At 74.6% G+C, this 17,141-nt stretch carries 17 protein-coding genes; 8 read left to right on the top strand and 9 right to left on the bottom strand.

Annotated elements, in window-relative coordinates; translation table 11 throughout:
• Window positions 1-147 precede the first annotated feature (147 nt).
• From AC2TEW_RS02675 to AC2TEW_RS02645, 7 genes are all read left to right on the top strand, one after another.
• Window positions 148-1,554 (top strand): sensor histidine kinase, encoded by a 1,407-nt coding sequence (locus AC2TEW_RS02675; RefSeq protein WP_484621641.1) that lies wholly within the window; start codon window positions 148-150, stop codon window positions 1,552-1,554.
• Window positions 1,538-1,951: a roadblock/LC7 domain-containing protein gene (locus tag AC2TEW_RS02670; RefSeq protein WP_033821188.1), complete on the top strand. Its 414-nt coding sequence runs from the start codon at window positions 1,538-1,540 to the stop codon at window positions 1,949-1,951. The genes AC2TEW_RS02675 and AC2TEW_RS02670 overlap by 17 nt, the downstream gene beginning before the upstream one ends.
• A complete protein-coding gene (locus AC2TEW_RS02665; RefSeq protein ID WP_484621602.1) occupies window positions 1,948-2,304 on the top strand; it encodes a DUF742 domain-containing protein in 357 nt (118 codons plus the stop codon). The genes AC2TEW_RS02670 and AC2TEW_RS02665 overlap by 4 nt, the downstream gene beginning before the upstream one ends.
• Window positions 2,282-2,917, top strand: coding sequence for a GTP-binding protein (locus tag AC2TEW_RS02660; protein ID WP_484621601.1), 636 nt, complete (start codon window positions 2,282-2,284; stop codon window positions 2,915-2,917). The genes AC2TEW_RS02665 and AC2TEW_RS02660 overlap by 23 nt, the downstream gene beginning before the upstream one ends.
• Window positions 2,914-4,344 (top strand): cytochrome P450, encoded by a 1,431-nt coding sequence (locus AC2TEW_RS02655; protein ID WP_484621600.1) that lies wholly within the window; start codon window positions 2,914-2,916, stop codon window positions 4,342-4,344. The genes AC2TEW_RS02660 and AC2TEW_RS02655 overlap by 4 nt, the downstream gene beginning before the upstream one ends.
• Window positions 4,308-5,420 carry a cytochrome P450 family protein gene (locus tag AC2TEW_RS02650; RefSeq protein WP_484621599.1) on the top strand — a complete coding sequence of 371 codons (1,113 nt, stop codon included), beginning with the start codon at window positions 4,308-4,310 and terminating at the stop codon, window positions 5,418-5,420. Before AC2TEW_RS02655 ends, AC2TEW_RS02650 begins: the two co-directional genes overlap by 37 nt.
• Before the next feature lie 77 nt (window positions 5,421-5,497).
• Window positions 5,498-5,728: a hypothetical protein gene (locus AC2TEW_RS02645; protein WP_484621598.1), complete on the top strand. Its 231-nt coding sequence runs from the start codon at window positions 5,498-5,500 to the stop codon at window positions 5,726-5,728.
• 7 nt (window positions 5,729-5,735) lie between these two features.
• Here the strand turns inward: AC2TEW_RS02645 and AC2TEW_RS02640 are convergent, their stop codons facing one another.
• Both AC2TEW_RS02640 and AC2TEW_RS02635 read right to left on the bottom strand, forming a co-directional pair.
• Window positions 5,736-6,563, bottom strand: a complete 828-nt coding sequence (locus AC2TEW_RS02640) for an isocitrate lyase/PEP mutase family protein (protein ID WP_484621597.1) — start codon at window positions 6,561-6,563, stop codon at window positions 5,736-5,738.
• Window positions 6,564-6,673: 110 nt separating this feature from the next.
• Window positions 6,674-7,165 (bottom strand): carboxymuconolactone decarboxylase family protein, encoded by a 492-nt coding sequence (locus AC2TEW_RS02635; RefSeq protein WP_484621596.1) that lies wholly within the window; start codon window positions 7,163-7,165, stop codon window positions 6,674-6,676.
• Between the two features lie 49 nt (window positions 7,166-7,214).
• Between AC2TEW_RS02635 and pdxR the strand changes: the two genes are divergently transcribed.
• Window positions 7,215-8,636, top strand: coding sequence for a MocR-like pyridoxine biosynthesis transcription factor PdxR (gene pdxR, locus AC2TEW_RS02630; RefSeq protein WP_484621595.1), 1,422 nt, complete (start codon window positions 7,215-7,217; stop codon window positions 8,634-8,636).
• 40 nt (window positions 8,637-8,676) lie between these two features.
• Here the strand turns inward: pdxR and AC2TEW_RS02625 are convergent, their stop codons facing one another.
• The 7 genes from AC2TEW_RS02625 to AC2TEW_RS02595 all read right to left on the bottom strand — a co-directional run bounded on the left by AC2TEW_RS02625 (window position 8,677) and on the right by AC2TEW_RS02595 (window position 17,118).
• Window positions 8,677-8,889, bottom strand: coding sequence for a DUF6126 family protein (locus AC2TEW_RS02625; RefSeq protein WP_484621594.1), 213 nt, complete (start codon window positions 8,887-8,889; stop codon window positions 8,677-8,679).
• 87 nt (window positions 8,890-8,976) lie between these two features.
• Window positions 8,977-9,567 carry a helix-turn-helix domain-containing protein gene (locus tag AC2TEW_RS02620; RefSeq protein WP_484621593.1) on the bottom strand — a complete coding sequence of 197 codons (591 nt, stop codon included), beginning with the start codon at window positions 9,565-9,567 and terminating at the stop codon, window positions 8,977-8,979.
• 88 nt (window positions 9,568-9,655) lie between these two features.
• A complete protein-coding gene (locus tag AC2TEW_RS02615) occupies window positions 9,656-11,389 on the bottom strand; it encodes a pyruvate dehydrogenase (RefSeq protein WP_484621592.1) in 1,734 nt (577 codons plus the stop codon).
• Between the two features lie 149 nt (window positions 11,390-11,538).
• Window positions 11,539-12,786, bottom strand: a complete 1,248-nt coding sequence (locus AC2TEW_RS02610) for a S53 family peptidase (RefSeq protein WP_484621591.1) — start codon at window positions 12,784-12,786, stop codon at window positions 11,539-11,541.
• Between the two features lie 275 nt (window positions 12,787-13,061).
• Window positions 13,062-15,467 (bottom strand): glycoside hydrolase family 65 protein, encoded by a 2,406-nt coding sequence (locus tag AC2TEW_RS02605; RefSeq protein ID WP_484621590.1) that lies wholly within the window; start codon window positions 15,465-15,467, stop codon window positions 13,062-13,064.
• Window positions 15,464-16,213 carry an HAD family hydrolase gene (locus AC2TEW_RS02600; RefSeq protein ID WP_484621589.1) on the bottom strand — a complete coding sequence of 250 codons (750 nt, stop codon included), beginning with the start codon at window positions 16,211-16,213 and terminating at the stop codon, window positions 15,464-15,466. Before AC2TEW_RS02600 ends, AC2TEW_RS02605 begins: the two co-directional genes overlap by 4 nt.
• A gap of 122 nt (window positions 16,214-16,335) precedes the next feature.
• The gene (locus AC2TEW_RS02595; protein WP_484621588.1) at window positions 16,336-17,118 is read right to left on the bottom strand and encodes a VOC family protein; all 783 of its coding nucleotides are present in this window, start codon (window positions 17,116-17,118) and stop codon (window positions 16,336-16,338) included.
• Window positions 17,119-17,141 lie beyond the last annotated feature (23 nt).

Below are 17,141 nucleotides of genomic sequence, written 5' to 3'. Positions count from 1 at the left end.
AGTTCGTCGGCGACCAGCACCGATGCGTCCAGGTGGGGGAGTTGGAGGATTCCACCATCCTGTGAAAGTTTGACTGATTAAGCTCAATTGACGACCGATCGGTTCACACGAACGTAGGATCATCGCCCTAGACTTCGCCGCGTGACGATGACTCAGTGGTGCGGAGCAGCAGCCGGCGGCCTCGCCGTCCTCGCCTTGGTGGCCGCCGCGAGGTTCCATGCCGTCACGGTCACCCTGCGCGGTCGGCTCGCCGACCAGGACCTGGAGCTCGACCGGCTGCGCGCCGACCTGGCCGAGGCGCTCGACCGCCGCTCGGCCGAGAACGCCGCCGTCCAGCAGGAGCAGGACCTCAACTCCGCCACCCGGCGGGCCTTCCTGAGCGTCGCCCGCCGGATCCTGGTGATGGCGCACGACCAGCAGGCCGGGCTGGACGAGATGGAGCGCACCCACGACGACCCGGCGCTGCTCGACGGCCTGCTCAAGGCGGACCACGCGGCGGCCCAACAGGCCCGGCTGGCCCAGACGCTGGCGGTGCTCTGCGGTGCCCGGGCGGGCCGGCACTGGCCCGAGCCGGTGGCCCTGGAGGACGTGGTGCGCGGCGCGCAGTCCCGCATCCTGCCGTTCCAGCGGGTGGTGGTGCGCAGCCGGATCGAGACCGCCGTGGTCGGCGCGGCCGCCGAGGCCCTGATCCACGCGGTGGCCGAGCTGCTGGACAACGCCACCCGCTACTCGCCGCCGTCCACCCAGGTGTTCGTGACGCTGATGTCGGTGCACAACGGCGCGGTGGTGGAGATCGACGACTGCGGTGTCGGCATGCCGGAGCAGGCGGTGGAGAAGGCCGCCGCGGCGCTGGCGGGCGGGGGCAGCCTGGAGGTCTCCCGGCTGGGCGAGGTACCGCAGTTGGGGCTCGCGGCGGTCGGCCGGCTGGCCGAGCAGTACGGCTTCCGGGTCACCCTCAGCTCGGCGCCCTCCCCGTACGGGGGTGTGCGGGTGGTGGTGCTGCTGCCGAACGCCCTGCTCACCGAGCCGCTGCCGACCGCGCTGCCGCCGGCCCCGGCGGGCACCCTGGTCCTCCCCGCGCCGCCGGCCCGGGTGCCGTCGCAGCCCCGCGCGGTGGCCGCGCCGGGCGGCCCCGAGCGTTCGGCCCTGGTCTCCCGGCCGTCGGGCGCCGCGCAGCCGAAGGACACCGCGCGACCGGACGCCCCCGCCCGTCCCGACGGTGCCGCGCCCGCCCCGCCCGCCGGACCGGCCGCAGCAGCCGCACCGGCCGCGCCGGAGCCCGGCGCCCTGCCCCGCCGGGCCAACCGCCGGGGCACCGACGGTCCGCCGCGGCCGCCCGTCGAGCCCGGGGCCGCCGCGCCGCCGGCGCGCTCCGCCGACGGTGCCAAGACCTTCATGGCCCTGTTCCAGGCCGGTACCGCGAGTGGCCGGTCGGCCGCCCGGGAGGACCGGCAGTCCGACGCCCCCCGCCCGCCCGCCGGGCCGGCGGGGTCCGCCCCCGAATCCCCCCGACCTCCCCAGCGCTCCGGAGATTTCCATGACCACCAATCCTGACCTCGGCTGGCTGCTCTCGGACATCGTCGCGGTCCCCGATGTCCGGCACGCCGTCGTGGTGTCCAACGACGGCCTGGAGATCGGCCGCAGCGAGCAGATCGGCCGGGACGACGCCGAGCGGCTGGCCGCGGCCTGTTCCGGGCTGCAGTCGCTGGCCCGGGGGGTGGCCCAGGGCTTCGGCGGCCGGGGGTCCAGCACCCGGCAGATCGTGGTCGAGTACGGCGGCGGCTACCTGTTCGTGGTGGCGGCCGGTGCGGGTGCGCACCTCGCGGTGGTGACCGGCGAGTCGGTGGACGCCGGGCTGGTGGCGTACCAGATGCAGGTGCTGGTCGAGCGGATCGGCACCCACCTGACCAGTCCGCCGCGGGTCGGTCAGGCGGCCGGGGACGCCCGGTGAGCGGCCCGGTCCGGCCGTACGTGATCACCGGCGGGCGCAGCGGCACCAACCGGCCGGTGCTCGCCATCGAGAGCCTGGTCAGCGCGGTCCCGGCGGCCGACCTCGACCCCGATCTGCGGTCCGGGGACACGCTGAACCGGGAGCACCAGCGGATCCTGGAGCTCTGCCACGACCTGCTGTCGGTCGCCGAGGTGGCGGCCCACCTGCGGCTGCCGGTCAGCGTGGTCCGGGTGCTGGTCGACGACCTCTGGGACCTGGGCGCCGTCCAGGTCCGCCCGCCCGCGCCGCAGGCCGACCGCCTGCCGACGCATCTCCTCGAGGAGGTACTCGTTGGCCTCCGCCAGCTCCGCTGACACCGCCGGCGCCGCAGGCACCGCCGGGGACGCGCCGTCCTATCTGCCGGCCACCGTGCAGGGGGCGGTGAAGATCCTGGTCACCGGCCCGTTCGGGGTCGGGAAGACCACCCTGGTCGGGGCGTTGAGCGAGATCGCGCCGCTGCGGACCGAGGAGGTGATGACCTCGGCCGGGGTCGGCGTCGACGACCTGACCGGGCGGCCCGACAAGACCACCACCACGGTCGCGCTGGACTTCGGCCGGATCACGCTCAACCCGCAGCTCGCCCTGTACCTGTTCGGCACGCCGGGCCAGCAGCGGTTCTGGCCGCTGTGGGAGGACCTGTCGCGCGGGGCGCTCGGCGCCATCGCGCTGGTGGACACCCGCCGGCTGGACGAGAGCTTCGACGTGCTGGGGCAGTTGGAGGAGCAGCGGATCCCGTTCGCGGTCGCCGTGAACGTCTTCCCCGACACCCCGGAACACCCCGAGGACGACCTGCGCTCCGCCCTGGACCTGCTGCCCGAGGTGCCGATCCTGCGCTGCGACGCGCGCGACCGGCAGGCCGCCTACGACGTGCTGATCGACTTCGTGGACCATCTGCTCTCCACCGCCGTACTGGAGCTCCAGCGATGACGACTCCCAGGCCCGAGGCGGCCACCCCGCCGCCCGGCTGTCCCGCGCACCGGGCCGACGGCCCGCCGGCGCCCGCCGCGCAGCTGTACGGCGCGGCCGTCGCGGACGACCCGCACGGCCTGTACGCCCGGCTGCGCGAGCAGCACGGGCCGGTCGCGCCGATCGAGCTGGAGCCGGGGGTGGAGGCTTGGCTGGTGCTCGGCTACGCCGAACTGCTCGAACTGACCCGCAACGAGAAGCTGTTCTCCAAGGACTCGCGGCGCTGGCGGGTGCCGGCCGAGGGCCGGCTGAAGCCGGACTCGCGGCTGCTGCCGATGACGGCGTGGCGGCCCACCCTGCTCAACCTGGACGGCGGCGAGCACCAGCGGCTGCGCGGCGCGGTGGCGCAGACGCTCGGCCGGATCGACCACCGGCAGCTGCGGGAGACCACCGAGACCGCCGCCAACTCGCTGATCGACAGCTGGGGTCCGGACGGTACGGCCGACCTGATCGCGCAGTACGCGCGCCGGCTGCCGCTGCTGGTCTTCACCCAGCTGCTGGGGCTGCCGGCCGAGATGGGCCCGCACCTGATCGAGCTGATCAGCCACTTCGTGGACAGCAGCGAGAAGTCGGTGCGGGCCAACGCCGAGTTCCAGGCGATCCTGACCGACCTGGTGCGCCGCAGCCGGGCCGAGCCGGGCGCGGACCTGACCTCGTGGCTGCTGGCCCACCAGGCCGGGCTGAGCGACGAGGAGGCGCTGCACCACCTGGTGGTGATCCTGGTCGCGGGCAACGAGACCACCATCAACTGGACCGGCAACACGCTGCGGCTGCTGCTGACCGACCGCCGTTTCCGGTCCACCCTGGCGGGTGGCCGGCTGACCGTCGCGGACGCGCTGGAGGAGGTGCTGTGGCGGGATCCCCCGACGCAGAACTTCCCGGGCCGCTGGGCCACCGGCGACACCGTGCTCGGCGGCCAGTACATCAGCGCGGGCGACATGCTGGTGCTGGGGCTGGCCGGGGCCAACGCCGACCCGGCGGTGCACGCCGCCTCGGACGGCATCGCCGGGAACCGGGCGCACCTCGCCTGGGGGGCCGGCCGGCACGTCTGTCCGGCCCAGCACCCGGCCCGGCTGATCGTCGAGACGGCGCTGGAGACCCTGCTGCACCGGCTGCCCGACCTCCAACTGGCGGTGCCCGCCAACGAGCTGGCCTGGCGGCAGTCGCCGTGGTCGCGCGCGCTGGTGTCGCTGCCGGTGCTGTACAGCGCTTTCACCCCGCCCCGAGCCCCCGCACCCGAAAGGCCGCAATGGACACCGCCGACACTCTCACCCCCGTCCGACTCGACGCCTTCGGACGGGACCAGCACGGAGAGAACAGCCGGCTCCGTGCGGCCGGCCCTGCGGTCCTGGTGGAGCTCCCTGGCGGGGTGGTGGTCTGGGCGATAACCCACCACGACACGCTGCAGGAGCTGCTCGCCGATCCCCGGGTGGGCAAGAACCCGCAGCTGTGGAACACCTTCCGGGAGGGGCGGCTGCCGGAGGGCTGGCCGCTGCTGAACTTCGTCACCGTGCCCGGCATGATCACCGTGGACGGCGCGGACCACCGGCGGCTGCGCGGTCTGGTCACCCAGGCGTTCACGCCCCGCCGGATCGCCGAGCTGGCGCCCGCCGTCGAGGCGCGCTGCGAGCGGCTGCTGGACGCGATGGCCTCGCTGGAGGGCGAGTTCGACCTGCGCGAGCACTTCGCGTACCCGCTGCCGATGCAGGTGATCGGCGAGCTGCTGGGGCTGGCCGTCGAGCAGCAGCACCAGCTGCACGAGCTGTCCGACACCCTGGTGAGCAGCTCCGCGACGCCGGAGGCGGCGGTGGCGGCACAGCGCGGGCTGTTCGCGCTGCTGGGGTCGGTGGTGGCGGCCAAGCGGGCCGAGCCCGGCGACGACCTGACCACCGATCTGATCGCGGCCCGGGAGGCGGACGACCGGCTGACCGAGCAGGAGCTGGTCGGCACGCTGCTGCTGATGCTGGTGGCGGGGCACGAGACCACGCTCAACCTGATCACCAACGCGGTGCGGGCGCTGCTGGCCGACCGGTCGCAGCTGGAGCTGGTGCTGTCCGGGCAGCAGCCGTGGTCGGCGGTGGTGGAGGAGACGCTGCGGTACGACTCCCCGGTGGGGCAGTTCCCGCTGCGGTACGCGGTGGAGGACCTGGAGGTCGGCGGGGTGCTGATCCGCCGGGGTGAGGCGCTGCTGGCCTCGTACGCCTCGGCGGGCCGCGACGGGGGCCACTACCCGGACGCGGACCGGTTCGACCTGACCCGGCAGCCGGCCCGGCACCTGTCGCTGGGGCACGGGCCGCACTTCTGCCTCGGGGCGGGGCTGGCCCGGCTGGAGGCCGAGACGGCGCTGCGCGGCCTGTTCGGGCGCTTCCCGGGGCTGACGGCGGCGAAGGGCGCCCCGGCGCCGGAGCCGATCGCCTCGTTCGTCAGCAACAGCGTGCGGACGCTGTACGTGCGCACGGCGTAGCGGGCGGCCGCCCCGGCGGACGGGCGTATCCGCGGGGGCGGCCGGTACCCGGCGGCCGGGGGCTCGTTGGGCAGGTCATGACGAAGATCCCGGCGCTGGCCGCCCTGTCCCTGGCCGCCGTCGCGGCGGCCGCCGCCCCCGCGCAGGCGGAGCAGGTCCGCGACTACTCCCAGGGGGCGTCGGCCGACGAGGTGTGCCACCAGGAGCTGGCCCAGTACCCGGTGGTCGGGCCGGCGGCGGAGCGCACCACGGGGGTGTGCGGGACGGTCGGCCGGGTGCTGGACCGGCCGCCGGTGTCGGTGAGCTGAGTGCGGCTCAGCCGGTGAACAGGGCGTTGAGCTCGTCGTAGCCGAGGCCGTCGGCCAGCGTGTCGTAGCTCCCGCTGGTGTACACCTCGCGGGCGGCGCGCTGCACGGCCGCGTAGGCGGCCTTGGCGAGGCCGGGGCCGAGGCTGATCCGGGCGACGCCGAGGGCGGCGAGTTCGGCGACGGTGGGGGCGCCGGGGCCGGCCATCACGTTGAGCGGCACGGGCACGGCCTCGACCAGGGCGGCGATGGTGGCGGGGTCGGCCACCCCGGGGACGAACACGCCGTCGGCGCCGGCCTCGGCGAACGCCCGGGCCCGGGCGACGGCCTCGTCGAGGCGGCCGGCCGGTTCGCCCGCGCCGAGCAGGAAGACGTCGGTGCGGGCGTTGAGGAACAGCGGGACGCCGGTCGCGTCGGCGGCCCGGCGGGCGGCGGCGATCCGCGCGGCGGCGTCGGCGGCCGGGCGCAGCGGGCCGGGGCCGGACCAGCCGTCCTCCAGGTTGACGCCGACGGCGCCGGTGGCGATCAGCTCGGTGATGCTCGCGCCGACGCCTTCGGGGGTGTCGGCGAAGCCGTGTTCGAGGTCGGCGGTGACCGGCAGGTCGACGGCGGCGGCGATCAGGGCGGTCTGGGCCAGGGCGCGCGGCAGGCCCAGCAGCTGCCCGTCGGGGACGCCGAGGGTCCAGGAGACGGAGGCGCTGGCGGTGGCGATGGCCGGGGCGCCGGCCCCGGCGACCAGGCGGGCGCTCGCGGCGTCCCAGACGTTGGCCAGGACCAGGGGGGTGCCGGGGCGGTGGAGGGCGTGGAGGAGCTTCGCCCGGTCGTGCGGTGTGGTCATGGTGACAGCCTGTCGGTCGGAGGGCGCCGGGTCCGGCGGAAATCGGACCTGGACGGCGGGCCGGACGGGTGGTGTGCCGGGGTGCCGGGTGGTGGGCCGGGAGCGGCTGGTCAGGCCTGCTTGGGGGCGGGGCTGAGCCGGGTGGCGATGGCGATCCGGTTCCAGGAGTTGATGGCGATGATCAGCGCGATCAGCTGGCCCAGTTCCCGCTGGTCGAACAGCTTGGCCGCCTGGTCGTAGACGGCGTCCGGGACATGGCCGTCGGTGACCAGGGTGACCGCCTCGGTGAGGGCCAGCGCGGCCCGCTCCTTCGCGGTGAAGTACGGGGTCTCGCGCCAGGCCGGCAGGGTGTGGATCCGGTGCTCCTGCTCGCCCTGCGCCCGGGCGTCGGTGGTGTGCATGTCCAGGCAGAAGGCGCAGCCGTTGATCTGCGAGGCGCGGATCTTGACCAGTTCGGCGAGGGTCGGGTCGACGCCGGTGCGGGCGGCCCGGTCCAGCTTGATCATCGCGGCGTAGAACTCGGCGGCCTGCTCGGGGAGCGAGATCCGCTGGACGGGGGCGGGGACGAGGGCGTCGTGGGTGGTGTTGCCGTGGGTCGTCATGTCTCCACCGTAGGTGCCTGATGGCCCGTCAGTGTGGTTCATTTGGGTCATGGAATCCTGGGCCACTTTCGGCGGCGACCTGCACCTCGACCTGTCCGCGGGCCGGGCCCGCGGCCTGGGCCTGCGGGCCGCGCTGGAGGACGCGCTGCGCACCGCGGTCCGGGAGGGCCGGCTGGGGCCCGGCACCCGGCTGCCGTCCTCCCGGGCACTGGCCGCGGACCTGGGGATCGCCCGCAACACCGTCGCCGAGGCGTACACGCAGCTCAGTGCGGAGGGCTGGCTGACGTCCCGGCAGGGCTCGGGCACGGTGGTGGCCGAGCGCGGCGAGCCGCAGCCGGCCCCGCCGCCGCCCGGGGTGCGGCCCGAACCGGCCGTACGGCACAACCTGATGCCGGGCAGTCCGGACCTCTCCCGCTTCCCGCGCAACGCGTGGCTGGCCGCCACCCGGCGGGCCCTGGCGACCGCCCCGCACGAGGCCTTCGGGCTCGGCGACCCGCGCGGCCGGATCGAGCTGCGCCGGGCGCTGGCGGACTACCTGGCCCGGGTCCGCGGCGTGCGCACCGACCCGGAGCGGCTGGTGGTGTGCTCCGGCTACACCCAGGGGCTCGGGCTGCTCTGCCGGGCGCTGCACGAGCAGGGGGTGCGGACGGTGGCGGTGGAGGAGTACGGCCTGCCGCCGCAGCGCGCGGTGATCGCGGAGGCTGGCCTGGGCACGGTGCCGCTGTCACTGGACGAGGGCGGGGCCCGCACCGGGGAGCTGCTCGGTTCGCCGGCCGGGGCGGCGGTGCTCACCCCGGCGCACCAGTTCCCGACCGGGGTGGCGCTGCGGGCCGCGCGCCGGGCGACCGCGGTGGCCTGGGCCCGGGCCACCGGCGGGGTGGTGGTCGAGGACGACTACGACGGCGAGTTCCGCTACGACCGGCAGCCGCTCGGGGCGATGCAGGCGCTGGACCCGGAGCGGGTGGTGTACGCGGGGACGGCGTCCAAGAGCCTGGCGCCGGGGATCCGGATGGCCTGGCTGGCGCTGCCCGGCCGGCTGGTCGAGCCGGTGATGCGGCAGAAGCGGCTGGCGGACGGGCAGAGCGGCGCGGTGGAGCAGCTGGCGCTGGCCGAGCTGATCACCTCCGGCGACCTGGACCGGCACATCCGGCGCAGCCGGCTGCAGTACCGGCGGCGCCGGGACCGGCTGATCGAGGTGCTGGCCGAGCGGGTGCCCGAGGTCCGGGTGACCGGCCTGTCGGCGGGGCTGAGCGCCGTCCTGGAGCTGCCGCCGGGCTCGCTCGGCGAGGAGGAGCTGCTGCGGCAGGCGCGCTGGCTGGGGATCTCGCTGAGTGTGCTGTCCTGGTGCCGGGCGTCCGCGGCGCCGCCGGCCCCGGACGCGCCGGCGGCCCTGGTGGTCGGGTACGGGACGCCGGCCGACCACGCGTTCCCGGCGGCGCTGGACGCGCTGTGCACACTGCTGCGGCTGTGACTGCGGCTGCGGCTGTGACGGCCCGAGGGGGCGGGGCGGCTCAGCGGCCGCCGCGGTGGCCGATCTCGAAGAGCAGGATGACGAACCCGGCGAAGGCGTGGGTGGCCACCATGTAGATGGCGGCGCGGATCCAGACCCGGCGGTCGGTGCGGCGTCCGGCGTCCTTGGTGAGGTCGGCGGCGGGCTGGGCGGCGGGGCCGGGGGCGGGGTGGGTGGCGAGGTCGCTGGCGGTGGCGGTGGCGGTGTCGGCCATGTCGGTCCTCCGGTGCGGGTGTGCCGTGGGTGGTGGGTTGCCGTCGGGTGACGGGTTGCCGTCGGGTGACGGCGGGTGGGGCGGGGTTCAGAGCCGGGGCGGGTCGCCGAGGCAGAGTTCGCCGCCCGGGCTCTGCAGCAGCGTGTGCAGGAAGAGCAGCTCGACCCCGGGTGCGGAGTCGGCGGCGATGCAGTGCGGGGTGAGCGAGTCGAAGTGGGCGGAGTCGCCCTCGTCCAGCAGGTGGACGCGCTCGCCGAGGGTCAGCCGCAGCCGGCCGCGGGTGACGTACAGCCACTCCTCGCCCGGGTGCACCCGGACCACGGCGTCCTGGAGGCTGGGCGGCACCTGGACGTGCAGGGCCTGCATGGCCCGGCCGGGCGCGCCGGCCCGCCGGTAGCCCCAGCCGCCGGCCCGGCCCGGCTCGATGGCCGCGCCGCGGATCACCGGGTCGGGCTCGCCGGGCTGTTCGCCGAGCAGTCCGGCGACGGTGGTGCCGTAGGCGCGGGCGAGGCCGAGCAGGACGGGCAGCGAGGGCTGGCGCTGTCCGGTCTCCAGGCGGGACACGTAAGCTGGGGAGAGTCCGACCCGGGCGGCCGCGGCCTCCAGGGTGAACCGTCCGGCGAGCCGGTGTTCGCGCAGTCGGGCGCCGAGGCCCGCGACCTCTTGGTCGTCTGTCATGCCTCCAGTGCACACCCGCCGGTGCCTCAGAGGCAAGAAACTTGCCTCCCCGGCAAACCCGCAGGTCAGCGACGCCGATTCGGCCGGATCAGGGGCGCGGGATGTTCCGCAGGTTGCTGCGCGCGAGGTCGATCATCCGGCCGACCCCGCCGGACAGCACGGTCTTGCCGGCGGCCAGCGCGAAGCCCTTGAGCTGGGCGGCGGTGATCCGCGGCGGGATGGACAGCGCGTTGGGGTCGGTGACCACGTCGACGAGGGCCGGGCCGGGGCGTTCCAGCGCCTCCCGCAGCGCCTGTCCGACCGCGGCGGGGTCGGTGACCCGCTTGGCGGGGATGCCGCAGGCCCGGGCGATGGCCGCGTAGTCCACGTCGCCGTTGTCGGTCTCGGCCTCCTGGTAGCCGCTGACCAGCATCTCCAGCTTGATCATGCCGAGCGCGCCGTTGTTGAACACCACCGTCTTCACCGGCAGCCGGTACTTGGCCACCGTGAGCAGTTCGCCGAGCAGCATGCCGATCCCGCCGTCGCCGGACAGCGACACCACCTGGCGTCCGGGGAAGGCGAGTTGGGCGCCGATCGCGTGCGGCAGGGCGTTCGCCATCGAACCGTGCAGGAAGGATCCGATCACCCGGCGGCGCCCGTTGGGGGTGAGGTAGCGGGCCGCCCAGACGTTGTTCATGCCGGTGTCGACGGTGAACACCGCGTCGTCGGCGGCCAGTTCGTCCAGCACCGAGGCGACGTACTCGGGGTGGACCGGGCGGTGGTGGCCGATGTCCTTGGTGTAGGCGCCGACCACGGTCTCCAGGGCCCGGCAGTGCCTGTCGAGCATCGCGTCCAGGAAGCGCCGGTCCTGCTTCTGGTCCAGCAGCGGCAGCACGGCCCGCAGGGTGGCCGCGACGTCGCCGTGCACGGCCAGTTCCAGCGGGGTGCGACGGCCGAGCCGGGTGGCGTCGTGGTCCACCTGGACGGTCCGGGCCTGCGGCAGGAACGAGTCGTACGGGAAGTCGGTGCCCAGCAGCAGCACCAGCTCGGCCTCGTGCAGCGCCTCGTGGCAGGCGCCGTAGCCGAGCAGGCCGCTCATCCCCACGTCGTACGGGTTGTCGTACTGGATCCACTCCTTGCCGCGCAGCGAGTGGCCGACCGGGGCCTGCACGGTGGCGGCGAGCTTCATCACCTCCTCGTGGGCGCCGCGGGTGCCGGCGCCGGCGAAGACCGTGACGGTGCCGGCCGAGTTCAGCGCCTCGGCGAGCGCCTGGACCTGGGACCAGGGCGGGGCGGCGACCGCCTGCTCGGTCAGGAAACTGCCCTCCCCGGTGGGCCCGGCGGCGGGCAGTGCGGCCACGTCACCGGGGAAGACCAGCACCGAGACGCCGGGGGCGCCGAGCGCGTGCTGCACCGCGACCCGCAGCAGCCGGGGCAGCTGCTCGGGGCTGGACACCAGCTCGCAGAAGGTGCTGCAGTCGGTGAACACCCGCTCCGGGTGGGTCTCCTGGAAGAACCCGGTGCCGATCTGGCCGGACGGGATGTGCGAGGCCAGCGCCAGCACCGGGACGCCGCTGCGCTGCGCGTCGTACAGGCCCTGGATCAGGTGGGTGTTGCCGGGCCCGCAGGAGCCGGCGCAGACCGCGAGCCGGCCGGTCAGTTCGGCCTCCGCGGCGGCGGCGAAGGCCCCGGCCTCCTCGTTGCGCACGTGCACCCAGGAGATGCCCTCGGCCCGCCGGATCGCGTCGACCACCGGGTTGAGGCTGTCGCCCACCACCCCGTAGACCCGTTCCACGCCCGCCTGCCGGAGCACCTCCACCATCTGCTCGGCCACGCTGCCCATGGGGGTACCTCGTCCCGTCTCGCCCGCCGCCCGCTGTCGGACCATGCCTAACACGACAAAGGGCGTATTTCGGCCGAGGCGCACGGAAGGGCGGCCGGGGCCCGCAGGCCCCGGCCGCCCGTGCACCGCCGTGGGGGGAGCGGAGCGGGTCAGCCGTGGAAGGCGGCCGTCCCGTTCGGGGTGCCGAGCCCGGTCGGGCCGTCGTAGCCCGCACCGGCCTTGCACAGGTACGCCGGCGAGCAGCTGCCGTTGGAGCCCGTGGTCACGTCGAACAGCGAGGTGGTGTGGGCGTACGGGAAGGAGGCCGGGCTGCTGCCCGCGGACGGGGCGCCGCCGAGCGCGTAGACGCCCGCGATGATCGGCGAGGAAGCGCTGGTGCCGCCGTACACGGCCCAGCCGCTGCCGCCGTAGGTCTGGTAGACCGCGACGCCGGTGGCGGGGTCGGCGACCGCCGCGACGTCGGCGATGGTCCGCTTCTTGCAGCCGGTGTCCTTCTGCCAGGTGGGCTTGGCGTCGTAGGCCGAGCAGCCGGAGCCGCCGCCCTCGGTGGAGTTGGTGAGCCAGACCGACTCGCTCCAGCCGCGGCTGCTGGAGTCCCGCTTGAGCGCGGTGCCGCCGACCGCGGTGACGTACCGGGAGGCGGCCGGGTACTCGGCGCCGTAGGCGGAGTCGCCGGAGGAGACGGTGATGGCGACGCCCGGGTGGTTGAAGTACGAGCTGTCGTAGGAGGTGTCGGCGGAGGACTCGCCGCCGCCGTAGCTGTTGGAGACGAACTTGGCGCCCAGCGCGACCGCGGTGTTGACGCTCTTGCCGAGGTTGGCCATCGAGGCGCTGCTCGCCTCCACCAGGACGATCTTCGCCTTGGGGGCGATGGCGGAGACCATGTCCAGGTCGAGCGAGATCTCCCCGGCCCAGCCGCTGTTCTTGGCGGGGTAGCTGGTGCCGCCGTTCTGGTCGGTCTTCTTGAAGCAGCCGTTCGCGGTGGTGCAGGCCGGCAGGCCGTACTGGGCCCGGTAGACGCCCAGGTCCGCCTCGGCCGAGGGGTCGTCGTAGGCGTCGACGATGGCGATGGTCATCCCGGCGCCGCCGCCGGCCGGCAGCTTGTACGCGCCGAGCAGGTCGGACGGGCCGTAGCCGGCCGGCGTCAGGTCCGGGGTGACGCCGAGCGCGTGCACCGGCTCGACGGTGCTGGTGACCCGCAGGGCGTGGCAGGCCATGGTGTCGCCCTTGGCCAGGGTGGCGCAGGAGCGGACCCAGGAGGTGCCGCCCTTGCTGTAGGTGGTGGGGGTGGCGGCGGCGCCGGCGGGTGCGGCGGACGCGAAGGCCGAGACGGCGAGCGCCGCGGTGCCGGCGGCGGCCAGGACGGCCCGACGGGTGCGGGGCGTGGGGGTACGCAACGGACTGCCTCCTGTGGCTGGGGTGAACCGGGGGCCGTGCGGATGCGCCGCGCGCCGGATGGGGTGGTCCCGGGGCGCGGAGGGGCAGGCGGGAGCAGCGGGACGGCCGGACGGCCCGGGGCCGCCGCCTCCCACCTGGGTGGTGCGGGGAGCTGACGACGACGCTAGACGGACATGTTCACGTCCAACAACGGACCGTCAGAAAATTGGAGGAGCCCTTTACCGCCGGTTGGCGACGGTAAAGGGCTCCTGGGAGAAAGCTTGTTGACGCCTCGTCATTCGGCGGCGAGGTGCTCCGTCCCGCCGGCCTGAACGATGCCCTGCACCCCGGCCCGGGCGGTCCGCCGGGCGGGCTCGCGGCCGGGCGGCTGGACGCACCGCTCGGGCGCCTCGACCACGGCGGTCCGCCGGGTGGCGCTCTCCTCCACCCCGAGCCGGACCGGCTCGCCGTCGTGCAGCAGCGTCAGCGGACCGCCCTTGCGGACCGTGTACACCGTGGTGGCGTGGGTGATGTCGACCCGCAGCAGGCTCTCCCGGATCCGCAGGGTGAACGCCAGCCGCTGCAACCCCGCGGGCAGCCGCGGGCGGAACGACAGGTGCTCCGAGTGGTCCCGCAGCCCGCCGAAGCCCGCCACCAGCGCGATGCAGGCCCCCGCCAGCGAGGCCATGTGCAGCCCGTCGCGGGTGTTGCCGCCGAGGTCGCGCAGGTCCATCAGGGCGGCCTCGGCGGTGTAGTCGTACGCCAGGTCCAGCTGGCCGACCTCGGCCGCGATCACCGCCTGGGTGCAGGCGGACAGCGAGGAGTCGCGGACGGTCAGCCGCTCGTAGTAGGCGAAGTTGCGGGCCTTCTGGTCCTGGGTGAAGGCGTCGCCGCGCACCTGCATGGCGAGCACCAGGTCGGCCTGCTTGACCACCTGCTTGCGGTACAGGTCGAAGTACGGGTAGTGCAGCAGCAGCGGGTAGGTCTCGGCCGGGGTGTTCTCGAAGTCCCACAGCTGGTGGTCGGTGAAGCCGTCCGCCTGCGGGTGCACCCCGAGCTTCTCGTCGTACGGGATGAACATCGCGGCGGCCGCGTCCCGCCAGGCCGCCGCCTCCTCGGTGTCCACGCCCAGCGCGGCGGCCTCCAGCGGGTGCCGGTTGGCCGCCTCGGCGGCGTGCCGCAGGTTGGACTGCGCCATCAGGTTGGTGAACACGTTGTTGTCCGCCACCGCGCTGTACTCGTCCGGCCCGGTGACCCCCTCGATCCGGAACCGGCCGACCGGGTCGTGGTGGCCCAGCGAACGCCACATCCGGGCCGTCTCGACCAGCAGCTCCAGCCCGTAGGTCTGCTCGAACTCCACGTCCCCGGTGGCCCGGACGTAGCGCACCACGGCCGCCGCGATGTCGGCGCCGATGTGGAACGCCGCGGTGCCGGCCGGCCAGTACCCGGAGCACTCCTCCCCGCGGATCGTCCGCCACGGGAACACCGCGCCCGCCAGGCCCAGTTGGGCCGCCCGCTCGCGCGCCATCGGCAGCGTGGTGTGCCGCCAGCGCAGCGCCTGCCCGACCGCGCCGGGCAGGCAGTAGGTGAGCACCGGCAGCACGAACATCTCGGTGTCCCAGAAGCTGTGCCCGTCGTACCCGGGCCCGGTCAGCCCCTTGGCGGGGATGGCCCGCTCCTCGCTGCGCGCACCGGCCTGCAGCACGTGGAACAGCGCGAACCGGGCCGCCTGCTGGAGCTCGACGTCACCCTCGATCTCGATGTCGTTGTTGGACCAGAACCGCTCCAGGAAGCGGCGCTGCTCCGCCACCAGCCCGTCCCAGCCGGTGTGCCGGGCGGCGGTCAGCGCCGCCTCCACCTGGTCCCGGACCGCGGGCAGCGAGCGGGTCGCCGACCAGCCGTACGCCATGAACTTGACCAGCCGCAGCTTCTCCCCGGCCTCCAGCACGGTGGTGACGCTGATCCGGCCCTGGTCGTCGGTGGACTCCGCGGTGGTGTCGACCTGGTCCGGCCCCTCGATGGTGTGGTCGGTCCCGGCGGCCACCCGCAGGCCGCTGTAGCGGGTGCGGTGCACCAGGACGGCCTTGGTCCCGGCGGCGTGGTGGAGTTCGGAGACCAGCGGCTGCTCCAGCACCGCGGCCGCCCGCGGGTCGCGCTCCCCGCCCGGCAGCTGCTCGTTGGCGACCAGCTCGGACTGGACCACGATCCGCACCGGCCCGTCCACCGCCTCCACCGTGTAGTCGACCGCCGCCACCGCCCGCTGGGTCAGCGAGACCAGCCGCACCGAGGTCACCTTGACCGTCCGCCCGGCCGGCGAGGTCCACTCCGCGTGCCGCCGCAGCAGGCCGTCCCGGAAGTCCAGGCTCCGCTGGTGGCTGCGGAGTTCGCCGTACCGCAGGTCGAACGGCTCGTCGTCGACCAGCAGCCGGATGACCTTGCCGTTGGTGACGTTGATGACGCTCTGCCCGGACTCCGGATAGCCGTAGCCGCTCTCCGCGTACGGCAGCGGGCGCAGCTCGAACACGCCGTTCAGGTAGGTGCCGGGCAGGCCGTGCGGCTCACCCTCGTCGAGGTTGCCGCGCAGGCCGATGTGGCCGTTGGACAGCGCGAACACCGATTCGGCCCGGGCCTGGGCGTCCAGGTCCAGGCCGTGCTCGGCGACCCCCCACGGGTCGACGGAGAAGGCGTCGGGCGCGGTCACAGCGGATCCCCCTCGACCAGGTCGGACAGGTCGGCGACCACCAGGTCCGCGCCGTGGGCGCGCAGTTCGTCGGCCTGCCCGGTGCGGTCGAGTCCGACCACCGCGCCGAAGCCGCCGGCCCGCCCGGAGGCCACCCCGGCGAGCGCGTCCTCGAACACGGCGGCGTGCTCGGGCGGCACGCCGAGCGCCTTCGCGGCCGCCAGGTAGGTGTCCGGGGCGGGCTTGCCGGCCAGCTGCTCGCGCTCGGCGACCACGCCGTCCACCACCACGTCGAACAGCCCGTTGATCCCGGCGGCCCGCAGCACGTCCCGGCAGTTGGCGCTGGAGGAGACCACCGCGCGCGGCAGCCCGAGCGCCCGCAGCCGGTGCAGGTAGTCGACCGAGCCCGGGTACGGCTGGACGCCCTGCTCCTTGATCATGCGCAGCACGGTGTCGTTCTTGGCGCTGCTGAGGCCGTGCACGGTCCGGGTGCCGGGCGCGTCCTGCGGGGTGCCCTCCGGCAGGTGGACGCCGCGGGCCTCCAGGAAGCCGCGGGTGCCGTCGAGCCGGGGTCTGCCGTCGACGTAGCGGTCGTAGTCCTCCACCGGGTCGAACGGGACGAAGTCCGGGCCGCCGCGGGCCGCCTCCTCCCGCAGGAAGGTGTCGAACATGTCCTTCCAGGCGGCCGCGTGCACCTTGGCCGTCTGGGTGAGCACGCCGTCGAGGTCGAACAGGAAGGCACGGATGTCGTCCGGGAGTCCCAGCATGTCTGTCAGTCTCGCTCGAACACACGGCAGAGCCGCCCATTTGCAGCTCGGCTGGCGCGTCGCGAACGGGCGGCGGGAAGGGCCGGTGACGCCCGGTCAGGACCGGGCGTCACCGCACCCGGTCACTCCTCGGGCGACTTGATCACGGCGAAGACCGCGCCCTGCGGGTCCTGGACCACCGCGAACCGGCCCCAGGGGGCGTCGGTCGGCGGCATCAGCACCGAGCCGCGCGCCTTCACCAGCGCGTCCACCGTGCTGTCGGTGTCGTCCACCGCGAAGTAGGTCAGCCAGTGCGAGGGGGTGCCGGGCGGCAGGCTGCCGCCGAGCTTCTGGACACCGCCGACGGCCTTGCCGTCGACCTCCAGCGACCAGTAGTGGGTGGCGCCCTCCATCAGCGGCAGCCGGACGCCGAAGGCGGCCGGGTAGAAGGCCTTGGCGGCCTCCGGGTCGGCCGTGTTGAGCTCGTTCCAGACCAGGGCGCCGGGCTCGTTGACCACCTGGGCGCCGGCGAAGTCCACCGGCTGCCAGACGCCGAACACCGCACCGGTCGGGTCGGCCACCACCAGCATCCGGCCGACGGTGCCGACGTCCATCACGGGCATCAGCACGGTGCCGCCGGCCGTGCTGATCGCCGCCAGGGTGGCGTCCGCGTCGTTCGACGACAGGTAGGTGGTCCAGGCGACCGGCGGCTCGGGCATGCCCTCGGGAGCCATCGCCGGGCCGATGCCGGCCACCGGCTTGCCGTTGAGGGTGCAGATCGCGTAGCCGCCGAACTCGGCCGGGCCGATCTCGCCCTGCCAGCCGAACAGGTCACGGTAGAAGTCGAGCGCGGCCTGCTGGTCCTTGGCCATCAGGTCGACCCAGCACGGGGTGCCGGGCTTGTACGGGGTGGTGACTTCGGGCATAGCGCCTCCCAGGGTCGGGGTCC

It is taken from the genome of Kitasatospora sp. NEAU-CNBT7, assembly GCF_057220535.1.
This window is presented reverse-complemented; position numbering and strand designations above follow the sequence as displayed.

What these genes read in the sequence shown, in the direction of transcription:
- AC2TEW_RS02625 (WP_484621594.1), bottom strand. Translation starts at nt 8,889, where the DNA reads ATGGCCGACACCGCCACCGCCACCGCCAGCGACCTCGCCACCCACCCC.
- AC2TEW_RS02670 (WP_033821188.1), top strand. Translation starts at nt 1,538, where the DNA reads ATGACCACCAATCCTGACCTCGGCTGGCTGCTCTCGGACATCGTCGCG.
- AC2TEW_RS02640 (WP_484621597.1), bottom strand. Translation starts at nt 6,563, where the DNA reads ATGACCACACCGCACGACCGGGCGAAGCTCCTCCACGCCCTCCACCGC.
- AC2TEW_RS02655 (WP_484621600.1), top strand. Translation starts at nt 2,914, where the DNA reads ATGACGACTCCCAGGCCCGAGGCGGCCACCCCGCCGCCCGGCTGTCCC.
- AC2TEW_RS02600 (WP_484621589.1), bottom strand. Translation starts at nt 16,213, where the DNA reads ATGCTGGGACTCCCGGACGACATCCGTGCCTTCCTGTTCGACCTCGAC.
- AC2TEW_RS02645 (WP_484621598.1), top strand. Translation starts at nt 5,498, where the DNA reads ATGACGAAGATCCCGGCGCTGGCCGCCCTGTCCCTGGCCGCCGTCGCG.
- pdxR (WP_484621595.1), top strand. Translation starts at nt 7,215, where the DNA reads ATGGAATCCTGGGCCACTTTCGGCGGCGACCTGCACCTCGACCTGTCC.
- AC2TEW_RS02620 (WP_484621593.1), bottom strand. Translation starts at nt 9,567, where the DNA reads ATGACAGACGACCAAGAGGTCGCGGGCCTCGGCGCCCGACTGCGCGAA.
- AC2TEW_RS02595 (WP_484621588.1), bottom strand. Translation starts at nt 17,118, where the DNA reads ATGCCCGAAGTCACCACCCCGTACAAGCCCGGCACCCCGTGCTGGGTC.
- AC2TEW_RS02635 (WP_484621596.1), bottom strand. Translation starts at nt 7,165, where the DNA reads ATGACGACCCACGGCAACACCACCCACGACGCCCTCGTCCCCGCCCCC.
- AC2TEW_RS02675 (WP_484621641.1), top strand. Translation starts at nt 148, where the DNA reads ATGACTCAGTGGTGCGGAGCAGCAGCCGGCGGCCTCGCCGTCCTCGCC.
- AC2TEW_RS02615 (WP_484621592.1), bottom strand. Translation starts at nt 11,389, where the DNA reads ATGGGCAGCGTGGCCGAGCAGATGGTGGAGGTGCTCCGGCAGGCGGGC.